Source organism: Phyllobacterium sp. YR620, from assembly GCF_900104165.1.
GTDB classification, from domain to species: Bacteria; Pseudomonadota; Alphaproteobacteria; order Rhizobiales; family Rhizobiaceae; genus Phyllobacterium; species Phyllobacterium pellucidum.
The window spans coordinates 280,276-298,464 of sequence record NZ_FNJP01000004.1; the positions used below are offsets into that span (position 1 = coordinate 280,276).

Here is an 18,189-nt window from a genome sequence, read left to right on the forward strand (position 1 = left end):
CAGTGCAATCCAGGCTTCCCATTCCGCCAATGATGCTGACGACCGGGCCTGTCCCGGTTTACCCCGAGGTGCTCCAGGCAATGGGTCGGCCGGTAATTTACGATTATCACCCCGCATTCCAGACCTACTATGCGGATGTCATCGATAAACTGCGCAGGGCCATGCGGTCCCGGCTCGCGCCAGTCATCATGCAGGGCGAGGCGATCCTCGGTATCGAGGCGGCCGCCGCGGCGCTGATCGGAAAGAGCGACATCGTCCTCAACCTCGTATCCGGCGTCTACGGCAAAGGCTTTGCCGCCTGGGCGGGGCGTTATGGCAAGGAGGTCGTCGAGCTTACCGTTCCATTTGACGAAGTGATCGATGTCGAGGCGGTTCGCCAGCTCCTGCGGCGCCGGCCGGAGATTGCGGTCGTTTCGGTCTGTCACCACGATACGCCATCCGGTACGCTCAATCCCTTGGCCGAGATCGGCAAGGTCGTCGCTGAACACGGGGCTTACCTCATCGTCGATGCCGTTTCTTCCTTTGCCGGCCTTGATATCCATCCCGACGCCGTACATGCGGATATTTTCATCACCTCGCCGTCGAAGTGTCTTGGCGCTTCGCCGGGCCTCAGTCTCATTTCAGTAAGCGAGCGTGCCTGGCAAAAGATCGAAGCGAACGGGGACGCGCCGCGCGGCTCGTTCCTCAGTCTCCTTGGATGGAAGGACGCCTCGGAGCCTGGACGAAGCTTCCCCGTAACGCCGTCGATCTCGGAGATATATGGGCTCGACGCCGCGCTCGATCGCTATTTCAGTGAAGGCGCCGAAAATGTCTGGGCCCGCCACGCACAAACGGCGGCGATTATGCGCGATGGCTTAAGGCAAATCGGTGTCCAGCTTTGGCCGAAGCGCGAGGAATGGTGCGCGCCGACGACGACCGCATTTTGCGTGCCCGAGGGCTGGAGCGATGCCGCCCTGCGCGACCGGCTGCTCGATGATCACGGTATTCTAGTTTCGCTCGGCCGCGGCGAAACCGCCGGCAAGGTGCTGCGCGTCGGCCATATGGGTGCCTCCGCCGAACCTTCTTTTGCCCGCGCCGCCGTCAAGGCCCTCGAAGAAATCCTGTCCAATCGAACTTCCACTTGAGCCCGAGAGGTTACCAATGTCCCGTATCATCCTCAATCGACGCGCATTTCTTGCTGCGACCGCCAGTGCCGGTGCAATCGCCGCTCTTGGCGGCAGGGGCTGGGCGGCGGAGCAGCCGGTCAAGGGCGGCCGTCTGATCGTCGCCGGTGATAGCGAACCGGCCAATCTCAACCCGGCTATAGTTGCATCGAACGGCGTGTTCTTCGTGGCCAGCAAGGTCATCGAGCCGCTCGCCGAGCAATCCTACGAGGGCAAAGACGGGCTTTCGCCGCGCCTTGCGACGTCCTGGGAGGGGTCACCCGACGGATTGTCGGCGACATTCAAACTGCGCGAGGGAGTGACCTGGCATGATGGCAAGCCGTTTACCTCCGCCGATGTCGCATTCTCCGCGCTCGAAGTCTGGAAGAAATTGCAGAATCTCGGCCGCGTGGTGTTCAAGAACCTCGACAGCGTCGATACGCCTGATGACCACACGGCGATATTGAAGTTTTCGCAGCCGACACCGTTCCAGCTCATTCGCAATGCCCTGCCGGTCGTGACCTCCGTGGTGCCGAAGCACATTTATGAAGGCACTGACATCGCCAAGAATCCCGCCAATCAGCAATTGGTCGGCACGGGACCGTTCAAGTTCGGCGAGTACAAGCCGGGCGAGTATTATCTCCTCAAGCGCAACGACGCCTATTGGCAGAAGGACGAGCCGCTGCTCGACGAAATCGTCTATCAATTCCTTCCCGATCGCGCTGCTGCCGGCAATGCGCTCGAGGCCGAACAGATTCAGCTTGCAGCTTTTTCCGCGGTTCCGCTTGCCGACCTCGACCGGATTTCGAAGGTGCCGGGCCTCAAGGTCTATGCCAACGGCTATGAAGGCCTGACTTATCAGCTCATCGTGGAAATAAACCATCGCCGCAAGGAACTCGCTGACCTCAAGGTACGCCAGGCAATCGCCCATGCCATCGACCACGACTTTGTTGTGAAGACGATCTTTCTTGGCTATGCGAAATCGTCATCGGGCCCCGTACCCGCCTATGACAAGACGTTCTTTGAACCCGATGTCACAAAATATGCTTTCGATCCGGCGAAGGCGGAGGCGCTGCTTGATGAAGCCGGCTACAAGCGCGGCGCTGACGGAAACCGCTTCACCCTTAAACTGTTACCGGCACCGTTCTTCAACGAAACCAAACAGTTCGGCGATTATCTTCGCCAGGCTTTGGCCAAGATCGGGATTGACGCCCTGATTGTCAGCAACGACACGCCAGCCCACCTGAAGGCGGTTTATACAGACCATGACTTCGACATTACGGTGGCGACCCCCGTCTACCGCTCAGATCCTGCAATCTCGACGACGATCCTGTTTGAGAGCGGTCTGCCGGCCGGGGTGCCCTTCTCCAACCAGTACGGCTACGCCAATGCCGAAATCGACAAGCTGATCAAGGATGCTGCCTCGACCATCGATGCAGACAAGCGGGCAGGGCTCTACAAGGAACTGCAGAAGAAAGCTGCCGACCATCTGCCATTGATCAATGTCGCCGAATTCTCGTTCATCACGGTTGCGCGCGACTCGGTGCAAAACGTGTCGGACAATCCGCGCTGGGCCGTCTCCAACTGGTCGAACGTCTGGGTGAAGCCATAACAGCCACAGGAACCGCTTCAATTTCAACGGGAAACCCTCTAGCCTAGCGCTGGAATCAATCGCACACGTCGCCCGACCGGAGTAATCTTGCCGCCTCTCGTTTCCCTGTTGCTGAAACGTCTGCTCGGCGCTCTTCCTGTCCTGGCGATCGTTCTCGTCGGCAGTTTCCTGCTGCTTGAAGCGGCATCGGGCGATGCGGTTGATTCTTACGTCGCGCGCTCGGGCACGCTCGACGCCGAGCAGTTGGCGCAATTGCGCCAGGAGTGGGGGCTCGACAAGGGCCCCGCCTACCGTTTCAAGGCCTACGCCACCGCACTGGCCCAGGGAGATCTCGGCTGGTCCACCGCATATCAGCGTCCGGTCGGCGCGGTGATCCTCGAGCGGCTGCCCATTACGCTGCTGTTGATGACCCTTGCCACGACGCTGGCATTTTTCATTGGATCCTTGCTGGGCGTGATTGCCGGCGCCAGTCCCGGTTCGCTACGCGACCGATTTCTTTCGGTCACCTCGCTGGCGATTTATGCCGTTCCGGGTTTCTGGTTGGGCTTGGTGCTGATCGTAATTTTCGCGGTCGACCTACGCTGGTTGCCTGTCGGCGGCATCGAGTCGATTGCTTCCGGCAAGTCGGGGTTCGCCCGTCTCGGCGATATTGGCGCGCACCTGATCCTGCCCGTCACCTCGCTCGCCATGGTCTACCTCGCCCTCTATTTGCGTCTCATGCGCGATCGCATGGGCGAAATCTGGCATGAGCCATTTGTGCAGTCGCTGCGGGCGCGCGGCATCGGCCATTGGCGTATCGTCTGGCGCCATGTCGCGCGCAACGCGGTGCTGCCGGTCGTTACCATGCTTGGGCTTCAGGCGGCGGCCATGCTCGGCGGCAGCGTCGTCGTCGAAAGCGTCTTCGCCATTCCAGGCTTTGGCCGCCTCGCCGCCGAAGCGGTGGCGCGGCGCGATACACCGCTGCTCCTCGGGATTATTCTTTGCAGCGCCATAACCGTCATAGTTGCCAATCTTCTCGTCGATCTCGCCTATGGCAAGCTCGATCCGCGCGTGAGAACCGGCCGATGAATGCCTGGCGCAATCTTAACGGCGAAGGGCGGATGGGCGCGGTAATCCTGACGGCGCTCATCCTCATGGCGCTGCTGGCCCCCATCCTCGCGCCAGGAGATCCCTTGGCGATCAGCGGCGAACCATTGCTTCGCCCCTTCGCCGACGCAGCGCATCCGCTCGGGACCGATCGGCTCGGACGCGACGTGCTCGCTGGTCTCTTGCACGGGACCCGCACCACGCTGCTTGTTGCGTTCTTTTCGGCCGCCGCGGCACTCATCGTCGGCAGCGTCGTCGGCACGTTGGCAGGTTTTCTCGGCGGCATCGCCGATGCGATCCTGATGCGGATCACCGAGGCTTTCCAGACCGTTCCCGGCTTTCTTCTGGCACTTGCCGCCATCAGTGTTACGGGGCCCAGCGTGCCGACGCTCATCTTTGCAATCAGCCTCGGCACCTGGACGCAAGCGGCTCGCGTCACCCGTGCCGAGGTTCTGTCGCTGCGCGAACGTGATTTTGTCGCGGCGGCGCGCACGCTTGGCATGCATCCGCTCGAGATTGCCTTTCGTGAAATTCTGCCCAATGCATTCGGGCCGGCAGCATCGCTTGCCGCTATTTCCGTCGCCGCCGCCATCCTCATCGAGGCGGCCTTGTCGTTCCTCGGCTTCGGCGACCCCAATCGCGTGACCTGGGGGAGCATGATCGCAGAAGGGCGCTCCGTTCTTCGCTCCGCGCCATACCTTTCCATCGTCCCGGGAATTGCGCTTGTCGTTACTGTCCTTGCCGTTCATTTGCTCGGCCGTGGCTTGTCGCGCTCCGAAAGGCTGCAGCCATGAGCAAGCCCTATTTGCATATAGCGGGCCTCAGCGTGCGTTATGGCGCGGCCGTTGCTCTTGAAGATATCTCCCTTGAGGTTAGCCAAGGTGAAAGGCTCGCGCTCATCGGCGAAAGCGGTTCCGGGAAATCCACGCTGGCAATGGCGGTCGCCGGGCTTCTGCCCGAGGCGGCAAAGGCGACAGGGTCGGTTGATTTTCCCACGCTTGGCTACAGGCCAAGACCGGGCAAGGATATTGGTGTTCTGTTCCAGGACCCCAATGGCAGTCTTGACCCGGTGATGAATGTGGGTGACCAGATCGCTGAAGTTGCGATGATCCACCAGGGGATTGGCTGGATTGCCGCCCGGGTCCGCGCCGCCGAATTGCTGGGCGCGGTCCAGATTTCACGTCCTCTCACTCGGCTTAACAGCTATCCGCACGAATTTTCTGGGGGCCAGAAGCAACGTATCGCCCTTGCCATCGCGCTTGCGGGCAACCCTTCGCTGCTCATCGCCGATGAGCCGACCAGCGCGCTTGATACCGTCGTACAGCGACACATTGTCAATCTGCTCGATCGGCTCGTCAGGGACAATGGGCTGACGCTCATCTTCGTCACGCACGATATTGCGCTGGCATCGGAGCGCGCCGACAAGATCGGCGTGCTCTATAAAGGAAGGCTCGTGGAGTTCGGTCCTGCGGCAGACGTGCTCGGCGCGCCCCGCCACCCCTATACGCGTGCGCTTGTCGACACGCACATTTCGCTCGATACACCGCGTAGAAAGCGCCTTGCCGAAATCGATACGGCAGGTCTCGAATGATGTCGCCCACTCCGATCCTCGAAGTCAAAAATATCAGCAAACGCTTCGGCGATCGGGGCGGGGCTGGCCTGCGGGATATCAGTTTTGTGCTCGCTCCGGGCGAAACGCTGGCCGTGGCTGGGGCTTCGGGTTCAGGCAAGACCACGCTCGCGCGCCTGATCATGCGCCTTGCCGAGCCGGACAAGGGGTCCATCCATCTGGCCGGGCAGGATATCACCGCCTTGAGCGGCGAGCGTCTTCGCCGGCGTCGCAGCCGATTCCAGATGGTATTCCAGGATCCGCTCGCGGCTTTCAATCCACGCGCCACCGTCCGCGATGTTCTTGAGGACCCGTTGCGCCTGCATGGACTTGCCAACCCCGGCGACTATGGCGCGACGATCGGTGCCGCACTCGAGCGCGTCGGACTCGGCACAGATTTGATCGATCGTCCGCCACGTCAGCTTTCGGGCGGCCAGCGGCAAAGAGTGGCGATAGCAAGGGCAATCATGACGAAGCCGGAACTGATCGTTCTCGACGAGCCCGTATCCGCGCTTGATGTTTCGGTGCGTGCGCAGATCCTTAACCTGCTCCTCGATCTGAAGGAGCAAACCGGAGTTGCCTATATTTTCATATCGCACGACCTTGCCGTCGTCCGCGCCTTCGCCGAGCGCTTGATCGTGCTGGACGAAGGGCGAATCGTCGAAAGCGGCGATACGGAGACGGTCCTCAAAGCGCCGAAAGCCGAGACCACGCGCGCATTGATCGAAGCTGTTCCGCGGCTCATATTTTAGAGCGCGCAAACATTCGCGAATGCCTGGCCGCTTGGTCTATAGCGGAGGCACGTAGAACAGATATGCACCGATGACCGTAAAGATGGAAAGCAGGATAAGTGTAGCGTCGTTCACATCAATAACCCCTTATTGATCACGCCATTCTAGCAAAGCTGCACCGCAATGGATTTACACCACTGTGGGCTAACCTCATGGGGTTAAAGACGATGGTCAGAATCCATCTTCGCTTGAAGCGCGTGTTTTCACTACAATCTTATACGCGTACAAGTTGCCTAAACTCGATAGCCCAGTATATACGTTTTCTGGCCCTGAGAGAACGCAAGATGCTGATCGAGAAAAGTTGCTACGTTCATGTTGGATTGCATAAAACGGGAACTACGGCGCTCCAAAACTTCTTGCAGCTTCAGCAATCGGCCATCGAAGCCGCAGGATTTCTTTATCCTCGCGCTTGCCGCGCGATGAGTGGTCATCATCTGGCCGCATGGGTCTTTATGAATGATCCCCGTGCGGTGGGTACGGCCTCTCGACCGGCCGATCTCGTCGCTGAAATGCTGGATACGCCGCTTCGAAATATCCTGCTGTCGAGTGAAGACTTCGAAGGCTGTCTCGTAGAGAATGATGGTTTTTACCATTTTCTTGACGATCTTCAGTGGCTTGCGATTAAGCCCAAGATCGTAATCTATCTGCGTAGGCCGGCTGACTACGCCGAAAGTCTTTATCTGGAATTGCTAAAGCACGGGTTCCGGCGGAGTTTTTCCGAATATCTTGAAGAGATACTCGACCTAGGGTTTCTTCAATATGAGTCTTGGATATTTTGGTTCGATTACGAGCGAGTGCGCGACGTCCTCTCAAAGAAGCAAATCGAGACGATTATTCGGCCATATCCCTTGAATGATACGATTGACGATTTTTGCAGAACCGTAGGGTTGTCCATTCCCGGAGTTCCTGCGGTTCAAAACGCCAATGTCCGCGAGGATGTTGGAACGGCATACAGGCGCTTCGCTGATGGAGCAGAACTCGATCGGCAAATCGACGTCTTGGCCATGAGCCCCGTAAACCAAGCCCGTTTCGATCGGCGTTTTGTTTTTGCGCCGACACAAAGGAAGACAACGCCTCAAGCGAAGGCCGCTGTATATCTTGAGGATATTTTCAAGCGTTGCTGACTACAAAGAGTATTGTGGCTTGGCCTGATTCAACTGGTCGGAGTGAGAGGATTCGAACCTCCGACCCCCTGCTCCCGAAGCAGGTGCGCTACCAGGCTGCGCTACACTCCGTAACCAGTGACGCGCGGTATATACCGTCCGGTCTCGGTACCTGCAAGTCGTTTCTATCCACTTTTTGATAATGCTCTGGAAACCTTTTTCCGAGCGTCCTACGCCTTATTTTCCTCTGTGATCGCCCTCCAAACTCCTGTATCGATTGGCATTCAAGTCTTCAATGCGTAGAAAGTGCGGGGCTGCGTTCGATGGCGGCGGAAAAGCAGAAGATCATCAGCTTCGTCATGAGCGGCGGTGTTGGTTCACGGCTATGGCCGCTGTCGCGCGAGGATTTTCCGAAGCAGTTCCACAATCTTTCCGGTCAAGGTTCGATGTTGTTGCGAACGGTCCGGCGCATGAGCGCGCGGGCAGACGACACGGCTGTACCTGTCTATCTTCTCGCCTCGGAACGACACGCCGCGCGCATCCAGCATGATCTTGCCGGCGTCGACCTCGCGGGTGGGCGGCCAATCCTCGAGCCGATGGGCCGCAACACTGCCTCGGCCGTGGTGCTTGCCACCGAAGTGACCTTGCGGGAACATGGCGACGACCTTGTGCTCGTCGTGCCTTCCGACCATGAGATCACCACCGATCGCGATTTCTGGAACACCGTTGAAGCCGGCGTTGCCGCGGCAAAGGCCGGGCGGATCGTTGTCTTCGGCATCAAGCCGGACCGTCCCGAGACCGGCTTCGGCTATATCGAGGTCGGGGCGACGGGCGAGGGCACGCGCGATGTCGTACGCTTTGTCGAAAAGCCCAACGAAGCGAAGGCCAGGGACTACCTGGAATCGGGCAATTTCTTGTGGAATGCCGGCATTTTTCTTTTCCGTGCCAGCGCCATGCGTGCAGCCTTCAAAGCGCACGCTGCGGAGATATGGGACAAGGCCGTCGCCGCGCTTGATGCTGCCGACACCAATGTTTCCGGCACCTATCTTCCCTATGAGCTTTATGCCGAAGTGCCCTCGATTTCGGTCGACTACGCCATCATGGAACGAGCTTCAGGTATCGCGCTCGTCCCGGCGACCTTCCGCTGGAACGACCTCGGCTCCTGGCAGTCGCTGCTCGATGTCGGTTCGGTCGACGCCAACGGCAACGTCATCGTTGGTGATGTCGTCGCCATCGACTGCGAGCACAGCTATCTGCGCAGCGAAGGCGGGCTGCTGTCTGTCGTAGGCCTGCGCGACACCGCTGTTGTGGCGACGGCGGATGCAACCTTCGTCGCACCGGTCAGCGAAAGCCAGAACGTGCGCAAGATCGTCGAGCAACTGGAAAAGTCGGGACGGCTCGAAACCAAGTTCACCCCTTCGCAAGACCGTCTTCCTCAGGTCGGCGCCTATGCCAACCGCGTGCGCCACTGGCTGTTCAGTGAGACGCTGCCGCTGTGGTCGACCGTCGGTGTTGATGAGCGTTTCGGCGGATTTCACGAGGCGCTGTCCTTCGAGGCGACGCCGGTTGCCAAGCCGAAACGCATGCGCACCATCGGCAGGCAGATCTATGCCTTTGCCGTCGCCCACGAGATGGGCTGGGACGGCCCGGCAGCGGCGCTGATCGATCACGGCATCGATTTCATCACCAGGAACGGCCGTACCGACCGCGGCGGCTGGGTAAAGACGTTCAACCCGGACGGCAGCGTGCTCGACGCCACGGAAGACGCCTATGACCAGTCCTTCGTCCTGCTGGCGCTTGCGCATGCGCATAAGGCTGGCCATTCGGGAGCGCTCGCGCTCGGCACCGAAACATTTGCCTTCATCGACGAGTATCTCGCCGATGCGCGCCTGACCGGCTTTCTGGAGACCCCGGACGGCAAGGGCCTGCGCCGCTCTAACCCGCACATGCACCTGCTCGAAGCGTTTCTGGCCTGGTATAACGCCACCGGCAATCGCGACTATCTGCAACGGGCGGCGCGCATCGTCGATCTTTTCCGCCACCACATGTTCGATGCGGAAACTTGGACGCTGGGCGAGTACTTTACCAATGATTGGGAGCGGGCGCCCGGCGAGGAAGGCGAGTGGACCGAACCCGGCCACCACTTCGAATGGGCTTCGTTGCTCGTCAATTTCGCCACCGCATCCGGGCAAAAGGATCTCGTCCGCTTTGCACGCAAGCTCTATTCCTCGGCCATTGCCAACGGCCTCAACCGGGCGACGGGCCTTGCCTATGGCGCCGTGTCGCGCCATGGCCTGCCGCTCGACACCAATTCACGCAGTTGGCCGCAGACTGAAGCCGTGAAGGCGGCGATTGCGCTCGACGGTAATGGCGGCCCGAATCTGAAGCCGGAGATCGAGGCACGTGTGGGCCGCCTCTTCCGCTGGCACATCGAACCGGCGCCGAGGGGACTGTGGATCGATCTCATCGACGAGACCGGCCGCGCCAAGGCGGAAGACGTTCCCGCCTCGATCTTCTATCACCTCGTCTGCGCGCTCACCCAATACGTGGATTATGTCGGCAAGTAGCGGTCACCTGATCGATCAGTAAGGGCTTTCGACCTTGCCTGTCTCCACATAGACCGATTTGATCTGGCTGTAATGGTAGAGCGCGGCAAGGCCATTCTCACGCCCGACGCCGGACTGTTTGAACCCGCCGAAAGGCATTTCCACCGGCGCCAGATTATATGTATTGATCCAGCAGGTGCCGGCTTTCATCTGGCTGATGACCCGATGCGCTCGCGCAAGATCCTGCGTGAACACGCCAGCCGACAGTCCAAATTCCGTGTCGTTGGCGCGCTCGATGACCTCATCCTCGTCCTTGAAATCGAGAACGGCCATGACCGGCCCGAATATCTCCTCCCGGGCAATGATCATATCGTCGGTCACATTGGTAAAAATGGTCGGCTCGACGAAGCAGCCCCCCTCAAACCCTTGCATCTGCGGTACGCCGCCGCCGTAATGGAGCGTCGCCCCCTCTGCCTTGCCCTTCTCGATGTAGGACACGACCTTGTCGCGCTGCGCCGCGTTGACGAGCGGTCCAAGGTGGATCTCAGGGTCGAGCGGATCGCCGAGGCGGATAGCTTTCGTGCGGGTTGTCAGGCGCTCCAGGAAGCGATCCTTGATACCGCCCTGGACGAAAACACGTGTACCGTTGGAGCAGACCTGGCCGGTCGAATAGAAATTGCCGAGAAGCGCACCGGCGACGGCATTCTCCACGTCGGCATCGTCGAAGATGATGAGCGGGGACTTGCCGCCGAGCTCCATCGTGGCATGCTTCATGTGCGAGCCCGCCTGGGCAAGGACCCGCTTGCCGGTCGGCACGGAGCCGGTCAACGATACCTTGGCGACGAGCGGATGGTCGACCAGCTGGGAGCCGACATCGCCAAAACCCTGGACAACGTTGAACAGGCCGTCAGGCAGGCCGGCTTCCTTGTAGATTTCCGCGAGCGCCAGAGCAGAAAGCGGCGTGTTTTCTGACGGTTTGAAGATCATGGCGTTGCCCGCTGCGAGAGCCGGTGCCGATTTCCAGCCGGCGCCCTGGATAGGGTAGTTCCAGGCGCCGATGCCGACGCAGACGCCGAGAGCTTCGCGCCTCGTATAGGCATAGGAACCGCCAAGCTCGATCATCTCGCCATTAAACCCCGCAATGATGCCGCCGTAGAATTCGAGTGCATCGGCGGCCGAGGCTGGATCGGCGACGAGCGTTTCCTGAATGGCCTTACCGGTATCGAGCGTTTCAAGTTCAGCGATCTCGGCATTGCGGGTGCGCAGGATATCGGCGGCGCGGCGCAGGATGCGGCCACGCTCTACCGGTTTCAGCGCCGCCCAGGCGGGTTGTGCCGCGGCTGCCGCCTTAACCGCCTCGTCGATGAGGGCAGGCGTTGCGCCGAAAAGCCTGGCAATGGTCTCGCCGGTAGCCGGGTAGATCACATCAAGCAACTTACCCGCCTTGTCCTCAACAAACCGGCCGTTGATGAAATGCGATGCCTTGGGCTGCGCGCGCATGAGTGCTCTCCTTTGAATGCGTATGGATACCTTACCGGTCACTCACCTGCCAGCGCGGATTGATCCAGGGCTCCTGGTTGGAACGCGGCAGTGGATCGCGACCGAGAATATGGTCCGAAGCCTTTTCGCCGGTCATGATCGATGGACCGTTGAGATTGCCGTTGGTCACGCGCGGAAAAATCGACGAATCGGCAACGCGAAGTCCCTCCACCCCGATGACACGACATTGCGGATCGACCACGGCGGTCGGGTCACTGGTGGCGCCCATCCTGCAGGTACCGCAGGGATGAAAGGCGCTCTCGGCATGTTCGCGCAGGAAATCGTCGATTTCATCATCCGATTGCACGTGCGAGCCCGGGGAAATTTCGCGGCCGCGATAAGGGGTAAGTGCGGACTGGCCGAAAATCTCGCGGGTCAGGCGCACAGCATGGCGAAAGTCGCTCCAGTCGTCGGGATGCGACATATAGTTGAAAACGATCTTCGGCTTTTCGAACGGATCCGATGAGCGTAGCGTTACGCTGCCGCGCGACTTCGAGCGCATGGGTCCGACATGGGCCTGGAAGCCATGGCCCTTGGCAGCCGCCTTGCCGTCGTAGCGGATAGCGGCCGGCAGGAAATGGTACTGGATATCCGGATAATCGATACCGGGTTTCGACCGCACGAAGGCTGCGGATTCGAAATGGTTTGTCGCACCATGCCCGCTCTTGAAGAACAGCCACTCGGCGCCGATCATCGCCTTGGAAACAAGCCCGAGTTTGGAATTGAGCGTTATCGGCTTAAGGCTTTCCTGCTGGATATAGACTTCGAGGTGGTCCTGCAGGTTCTGGCCGACACCTGCCCGATCAGCGACAACATCGATGCCGTGCGCCTTGAGGTGCGCGGCCGGACCGATGCCGGACAGCATGAGCAGCTTGGGGGAGTTGATGGAAGAGGCGGCAATGATCACTTCGCGCCGCGCCCGGACAATTTCGGTTTTGCCGCGCCGCGCTATCTCGACGCCGGTCGCGCGCTGATTCTCGATGATCACACGGCGCGCGAACCCATTGACGAGGCTGACATTCTGGCGCTTGAGGGCAGGGCGCAGATAGGCGTTCGCCGTCGACCAGCGCCGCCCCTTGTAGATCGTTTGCTCCATCGCTCCGAAGCCTTCCTGCTTCGAGCCGTTATAGTCGTCGGTGACTTCGAAGCCTGCTTCCTTCCCTGCCTCCACGAAAGCGTGAAACAGGGGATTGTCGCGGCGCCCGCGCTGCACGTTGAGCGGTCCGTCCGTGCCGCGCCATCCCGCCTCGCCGCCATGCGAATTTTCCATCCGCTTGAAATAGGGCAGCACATCGGCATAGGACCAGCCAGCGGCGCCGGTCTCGGCCCAGTGATCGAAGTCGTGGGCATGGCCGCGCACATAGACCATGCCATTGATCGACGACGATCCACCGATGACCTTGCCACGCGGCGTGACCAGCCTGCGACCGCCGAGGTGCGGCTCGGGTTCGGAACTGAAACCCCAATCATAGGTGCTCATGTTCATCGGGAAGGAAAGCGCGGCCGGCATCTGGATGAAGGGCCCGATATCGGTGCCGCCATATTCGATGACAATCACCGAATGCTTGCCGTCTTCCGACAGGCGGTAGGCCATGGCGGAGCCGGCGGAACCCGAACCGATGATGACGAAATCTGCTTCCATGCCCGGTCTCACTCGCCACGCGGATAGCGGGCATTCTCTTCCAGAACGTTCAAATCCATATGATTGCGCATGTAGCGCTCGGAGGCTTTTTGCAGCGGCTGATAGTCCCAGGGGTAGTACGAACCGTTGCGCAATGCTTCGTAGACCACCCAGCGCCGCGCCTGACTCTCGCGCACTGCTGCATCGAAGGCGGCCATATCCCAGCGCGCACGAGCCTTTTCCGTGAAATCCGCGACTGCCCCAGCGTGACCGGGATCGCCCGCAAGATTGTTGAGTTCGTGCGGATCCGATTCAAGATCAAAGAGTTGCGGCGGGTCGATCTCGCAGTGCACGAACTTGTATTTACCGTCGCGCAGCGCAACGAGCGGTGCATTGGAGCCTTCAGCCGCATATTCCATAAGCACGGGTGATTTGCGCGCCACATCGCCGCGCATGAGCGGGCCAAGGTCCTCACCATCGGTCCAGGGCAATACTTCGGCAATATCCACACCGCCAAGGGCTGCCAGTGTCGGCGTGATATCCAGTGTCGATACGGGCGCTTCGACAAGCTGCGCGTGGATGCCCCTGCCAGCGATCATGAGCGGCACGCGTGCCGAGCCTTCGAAGAAGTTCATCTTGAACCACAGGCCGCGCTCGCCGAGCATGTCGCCGTGATCCGACGTGAAGACGATGATTGTATCCTCAAGCATCCGGGTTGTCTGAAGAACGTCGAGAATCTCGCCAACCTTGTCATCGATGTAGGAAATATTGGCGAGGTAGCCCTGGCGCGCCTTGCGTACCTGATCGGCCGTAATGTCGAAGGCCTCGTAGTCGCAGGCCTTGAGCAGGCGCTGCGAATGCGGATCCTGATCGGCAAAACCAATCTCGCCGACAGAGGGGTCGAGGGCTTCCGAACCTTCGTAGAGGTCCCAATATTTGCGGCGGGCGACATAAGGGTCGTGCGGATGCGTGAAGGAAACAGTCAGGCACCAGGGGCGCCGTGCATGATCATCGGCTTCGCGCGAAAGCTGGTAGAGCTTCTGCCGGGCGTGGAACGCAACCTCGTCGTCATATTCCATCTGGTTGGTGATTTCGGCGACACCGGCGCCGGTCACCGATCCGAGATTGTGATACCACCAGTCGATCCGCTCGCCAGGCTTGCGATAGTCGGGCGTCCAGCCGAAATCGGCAGGATAAATATCGGTTGTCAGCCGCTCTTCGAAACCGTGGAGTTGGTCCGGTCCAACAAAATGCATCTTGCCGGAAAGGCCGGTGTAGTAGCCGGCACGGCGCAAATGATGCGCGTAGGTCGGAATGTCCGAAGCGAATTCGGCAGCGTTGTCGTAAACCCGCGTGCGCGAAGGCAATTGGCCCGACATAAGCGATGCCCGCGCCGGGGCACAGAGCGGCGAGGCCGTATAGGTTTTTGCAAATCGGGCTGAACGCTTGGCAAGCGCCTTCAGATGCGGCGCGTGGATGAAAGGCGCCGGGCCATCCGGAAAAAGCGTGCCGTTCAATTGATCGACGACGATGATGAGAATGTTGGGCTTCATTGTGCTCAAACGCTAATTCAGTTTTATGTTGTCTTGTATTCCATAAGACGACCACGAGCCCTGTTTCATCAACGTCACTCAACAGCGCATGACGGATATTCCGGCTTTGTATCAGACCTCAATCAGTACCGAAATGCATGATACGTGTATAATATATCTCCCAATTAATTTTAGCTCTTCGTAGACATGGTGAGAAATATATAATAATATAACTTTTATTTTGTTTAGTTGGCTGATGAAATACTGTATTTATAAGCGTTACATTTAAAATATTTGTGTGTTTAATTTTATTTTGTGATCGCTTTTATAAAATTCTTGTGATGCATTTATCTTGAATTAAAAATTAAGATATTATATTAAGGAGAACAAAAATGTTCAATATCGCAAGTACGACGCAGTCATTCCCATTAATTTCAAGTAAAACTAAAAATGGTGATAATAATGAAGTGGAGCATAACTTTAGATATTATGCTAAATTGTTAGCATGTGATGGGTATGTTATTATTAAAATCAATCCGTTGGTAAGAAAACATGTTATATTACTTCAGAGTGAGATTCAAACCTTTGACAAAGGCGTTAAGGAAGAGTTTTCCTTTGTTAAGAACACCGATGGAGTTATGCCAGTAGGTACCACGTTTGCGCGGAATGAGGAGAAAACAGATCTATGCGAAACATTCAACTATTGGTATAAGTACAGAAGCGTTCATAATGAGCACATTTTTTCCAATGAGATGTTCTATAGGATTATATCGATATGCGAGTGCCAGTTGTTTAAAATCGCGAGTTCTATTTTGAGAGAGATGGTTGGAACCTACCAGTACGAGCACCCATTGGAAGTACGAGACGATTCATATGTTCAATTCAATGTTTACCCGGAGGCAATGAAAAGATCGTCTCGTGTTAACCTCCAAGATCTGCATGAGGACGGGCATTTGATCACCTTGATCAAGCCAAACGGCCCAGGATTGACGATCCAATTGGCCGGTGTAGACTATATTGTTAATCTGGAGGTGGATGAAGCTATCATTATTGCAGGGTCACTTCTAACTGAGCTTACGGATGGCGAAATTCAGCCAGTTTATCATTCCGTGTTGGATCTTAACTTACCTTCTGCACGGGCTTCACTCATCTATAACGTCAATGCATTGTACGAGAGTATGCCTAGCGTCCGTGGGCGGGAAATTCCGATGCGTGATATTGCAAACAGGCATCATATGGAATTTGGCCAGCATCCATATCACTCTCAATGAGCGTTCGGGCTCACGTCGCATTGATACTTTGCTAATTTTGAAGTGATGATTTTATTCAAAAGAAGACAAATATGAACAGGTCAAGAGGGCGGGAACTTGTTTGGGAGCTCGCCCTCGTTTTGGTGACCGTACTTTGGGGTTGGTCATTTTCTGCAATACACAAAGCACTCGAACGAATGAGTGACTCGGCGTTCAATGTTTACCGTTTCCTGAGTGCTGCAGCCATTATTGTCCCGGTCCTGGTGTTAAAGAATTCTCGATTTTCTAGCCGGGATATCGTCGGGGGCGGCTGCGCCGGACTGGCTCTGTATCTAGCGTTCTTCTTTCAAACAAAAGGGCTTGCCCTAACCTCCGCTTCGAATACGAGTTTCATCACGGGCCTGGCGCTCGTATTCACGCCGATATTCGCTTACTTGTTTCTCAAAGTGACGCCAAAGGAGCAGCATATTGTCGGCGCAGCGATTGCGACGGTAGGTCTAGCGCTCCTGACGCTGCAGGGGCTTTCTGTCCATGTGGGTGATTTGCTCGTATTATTGTGTGCTGTATCATTTGCTCTTCACATTGTAATATTATCAAAGGTAAGTAAAAATACAAATATTCTAAATATAGCGTTTATTCAGGTATTCGTCGTAGGGATGCTTGCACTATTTCAATCTTTGGTATGTGGGGAGTTCTCCATCCCTGCCGATACGGAGACCGTGAACACTGTTGTTGTCATGGCCACACTTGGCACTGCACTAGCTTTTTACATCCAGACGAAGGCGCAGATTGCCTCGTCACCAAATAGAATCGCTCTTATCATCGTTCTTGAGCCGGTTTTTGGCGGCATCTTTGGATATTTTTTAGCCAATGACAGATTGACGCTGATGAATTGGGTGGGAGCGGCTTTGATTCTGGCCGCGATGTTGATCACGGAGTTCAATTTCAAACGGGCTTGATTTCGTAATGGTCGCCATTTGCTGCTGATCGGCCCCATGATCTCCGACGGTCCAAATTCGCCATACGCGAAATCGACATTTGCTGCTATTCCTTGAACAAAAGTCTGATCGTGGTTAGGTCAATGGCCATGACATTTGTGGAGGAAACAAGATGACAGCCTGCATCGTCGGATGGGCGCATTTGCCGTTTGGAAAACTCGAGGGTGAAACGGTCGAAAGTCTGATCGTCAAGGCCGCGATCGGAGCGCTCGAGCATGCCGGGATCGGTCCCGAGGATGTCGACGAGATCGTGCTCGGGCACTTCAACGCGGGGTTCTCGCCGCAGGATTTCACGGCCAGCCTCGTTCTCCAGGCCAGCGATTCGCTGCGTTTCAAGCCCGCGACCCGCGTGGAGAATGCCTGCGCCACGGGATCGGCGGCGGTTCATCAGGGGATCAAGACCATTCGGGCGGGCGCGGCCAAGGTTGTACTCGTCGTCGGCGTCGAGAAGATGACCTCTACACCCGGCCCGGAGATCGGCAAAAATCTGCTGAAAGCATCGTACCTTCCCGAGGAAGGCGATATCCCCGCGGGCTTTGCCGGCGTTTTCGGCCAGATCGCCGCCGCCTATTTCCAGAAATATGGCGACCAGTCCGATGCGCTTGCCATGATCGCCGCGAAGAATCACAAGAACGGCGTCGGCAATCCCTATGCGCAGATGCGCAAGGATCTCGGCTATGAATTCTGCCGGCAGGAGAGCGAAAAGAACCCATTCGTGGCCGGCCCGCTCAAGCGCACCGATTGTTCACTCGTCTCCGACGGCGCCGCGGCGCTTGTCCTCACCGATACGGAGACTGCACTCAAAATGCAGCGCGCCGTGGCATTCCGTGCCGCCCAGCATGTTCAGGACTTCCTGCCCATCTCGAAGCGTGACATCCTCTCATTTGAAGGATGCGCGTTAGGATGGAAGCGCGCCTTGGCGCAGGCCGGTGTTACAATCGACGATCTCTCCTTCGTCGAGACTCATGACTGCTTCACGATTGCCGAACTAATCGAATATGAAGCGATGGGTCTGGCGAAACCGGGCGAGGGCGCCAAGGTCGCGCTCGAGGGCGAGACTGCCATGGATGGTCGCCTTCCGGTCAATCCGTCAGGGGGACTCAAGGCGAAGGGGCATCCGATTGGTGCAAGTGGGGTGTCGATGCACGTTTTGTCGGCGATGCAGCTTACCGGTGAGGCAGGCGGCATCCAGGTCCCCGGCGCAAAGCTTGGCGGCATCTTCAACATGGGCGGCGCGGCGGTCGCCAACTACGTTTCCGTTCTCGAACGGATCAAATAGGTTCGGCCACAGGTTGAATTGGCGCTTGAAGGCGCTGATTCAACCTTTCAGCTTCGCGCGCCAACCCCATGAAATGATTCC

14 protein-coding genes and 1 tRNA gene are annotated in these 18,189 nt (G+C 57.8%); 11 read left to right on the forward strand and 4 right to left on the reverse strand.

The features are described 5' to 3' along the window. Positions 1-2 precede the first annotated feature (2 nt). The 7 genes from BLR72_RS15530 to BLR72_RS15560 all read left to right on the forward strand — a co-directional run bounded on the left by BLR72_RS15530 (position 3) and on the right by BLR72_RS15560 (position 7,364). The gene (locus BLR72_RS15530; RefSeq protein ID WP_244506719.1) at positions 3-1,124 is read left to right on the forward strand and encodes a pyridoxamine--pyruvate transaminase; all 1,122 of its coding nucleotides are present in this window, start codon (positions 3-5) and stop codon (positions 1,122-1,124) included. A 16-nt stretch (positions 1,125-1,140) separates the two neighbouring features. Further along, positions 1,141-2,754, forward strand: coding sequence for an ABC transporter substrate-binding protein (locus BLR72_RS15535; RefSeq protein ID WP_091950050.1), 1,614 nt, complete (start codon positions 1,141-1,143; stop codon positions 2,752-2,754). Positions 2,755-2,841: 87 nt separating this feature from the next. Continuing rightward, entirely contained in the window at positions 2,842-3,822 is a 981-nt protein-coding gene (locus tag BLR72_RS15540) for an ABC transporter permease (protein WP_091950052.1), read from the forward strand. After that, positions 3,819-4,634 carry an ABC transporter permease gene (locus tag BLR72_RS15545; protein ID WP_091950054.1) on the forward strand — a complete coding sequence of 272 codons (816 nt, stop codon included), beginning with the start codon at positions 3,819-3,821 and terminating at the stop codon, positions 4,632-4,634. Before BLR72_RS15540 ends, BLR72_RS15545 begins: the two co-directional genes overlap by 4 nt. Next, entirely contained in the window at positions 4,631-5,431 is an 801-nt protein-coding gene (locus tag BLR72_RS15550; RefSeq protein ID WP_091950056.1) for an ABC transporter ATP-binding protein, read from the forward strand. Before BLR72_RS15545 ends, BLR72_RS15550 begins: the two co-directional genes overlap by 4 nt. After that, positions 5,428-6,201 (forward strand): ABC transporter ATP-binding protein, encoded by a 774-nt coding sequence (locus tag BLR72_RS15555; RefSeq protein ID WP_244506720.1) that lies wholly within the window; start codon positions 5,428-5,430, stop codon positions 6,199-6,201. Before BLR72_RS15550 ends, BLR72_RS15555 begins: the two co-directional genes overlap by 4 nt. Before the next feature lie 323 nt (positions 6,202-6,524). After that, complete coding sequence (locus BLR72_RS15560) at positions 6,525-7,364, forward strand: hypothetical protein (protein ID WP_091950057.1); 840 nt, start codon at positions 6,525-6,527, stop codon at positions 7,362-7,364. A gap of 34 nt (positions 7,365-7,398) precedes the next feature. On the opposite strand, the gene BLR72_RS15565 is transcribed toward BLR72_RS15560, so the two are convergent. Further along, positions 7,399-7,475: transfer RNA gene (locus BLR72_RS15565), tRNA-Pro, on the reverse strand. A 191-nt stretch (positions 7,476-7,666) separates the two neighbouring features. Here BLR72_RS15565 and BLR72_RS15570 point away from each other — a divergent pair. Further along, on the forward strand, positions 7,667-9,910 hold the full coding sequence (locus tag BLR72_RS15570; RefSeq protein ID WP_244506721.1) for an AGE family epimerase/isomerase: 2,244 nt from the start codon (positions 7,667-7,669) through the stop codon (positions 9,908-9,910). A 15-nt stretch (positions 9,911-9,925) separates the two neighbouring features. Here the strand turns inward: BLR72_RS15570 and betB are convergent, their stop codons facing one another. From betB to betC, 3 genes are read right to left on the reverse strand one after another with little or no spacing between them, the layout of a single operon-like run. After that, positions 9,926-11,389, reverse strand: a complete 1,464-nt coding sequence (betB, locus tag BLR72_RS15575) for a betaine-aldehyde dehydrogenase (protein WP_091950059.1) — start codon at positions 11,387-11,389, stop codon at positions 9,926-9,928. Between the two features lie 31 nt (positions 11,390-11,420). Further along, complete coding sequence (gene betA / locus BLR72_RS15580; RefSeq protein WP_091950061.1) at positions 11,421-13,070, reverse strand: choline dehydrogenase; 1,650 nt, start codon at positions 13,068-13,070, stop codon at positions 11,421-11,423. Between the two features lie 8 nt (positions 13,071-13,078). Then, entirely contained in the window at positions 13,079-14,602 is a 1,524-nt protein-coding gene (betC, locus tag BLR72_RS15585) for a choline-sulfatase (RefSeq protein ID WP_091950063.1), read from the reverse strand. Positions 14,603-14,973: 371 nt separating this feature from the next. Between betC and BLR72_RS15590 the strand changes: the two genes are divergently transcribed. From BLR72_RS15590 to BLR72_RS15600, 3 genes are all read left to right on the forward strand, one after another. Then, a complete protein-coding gene (locus BLR72_RS15590; RefSeq protein WP_091950065.1) occupies positions 14,974-15,852 on the forward strand; it encodes a hypothetical protein in 879 nt (292 codons plus the stop codon). A gap of 71 nt (positions 15,853-15,923) precedes the next feature. Further along, on the forward strand, positions 15,924-16,790 hold the full coding sequence (locus BLR72_RS15595) for a DMT family transporter (protein WP_091950067.1): 867 nt from the start codon (positions 15,924-15,926) through the stop codon (positions 16,788-16,790). A gap of 151 nt (positions 16,791-16,941) precedes the next feature. Then, the gene (locus tag BLR72_RS15600; RefSeq protein ID WP_091950069.1) at positions 16,942-18,108 is read left to right on the forward strand and encodes an acetyl-CoA acetyltransferase; all 1,167 of its coding nucleotides are present in this window, start codon (positions 16,942-16,944) and stop codon (positions 18,106-18,108) included. The last annotated feature ends 81 nt before the right edge of the window (positions 18,109-18,189 follow it).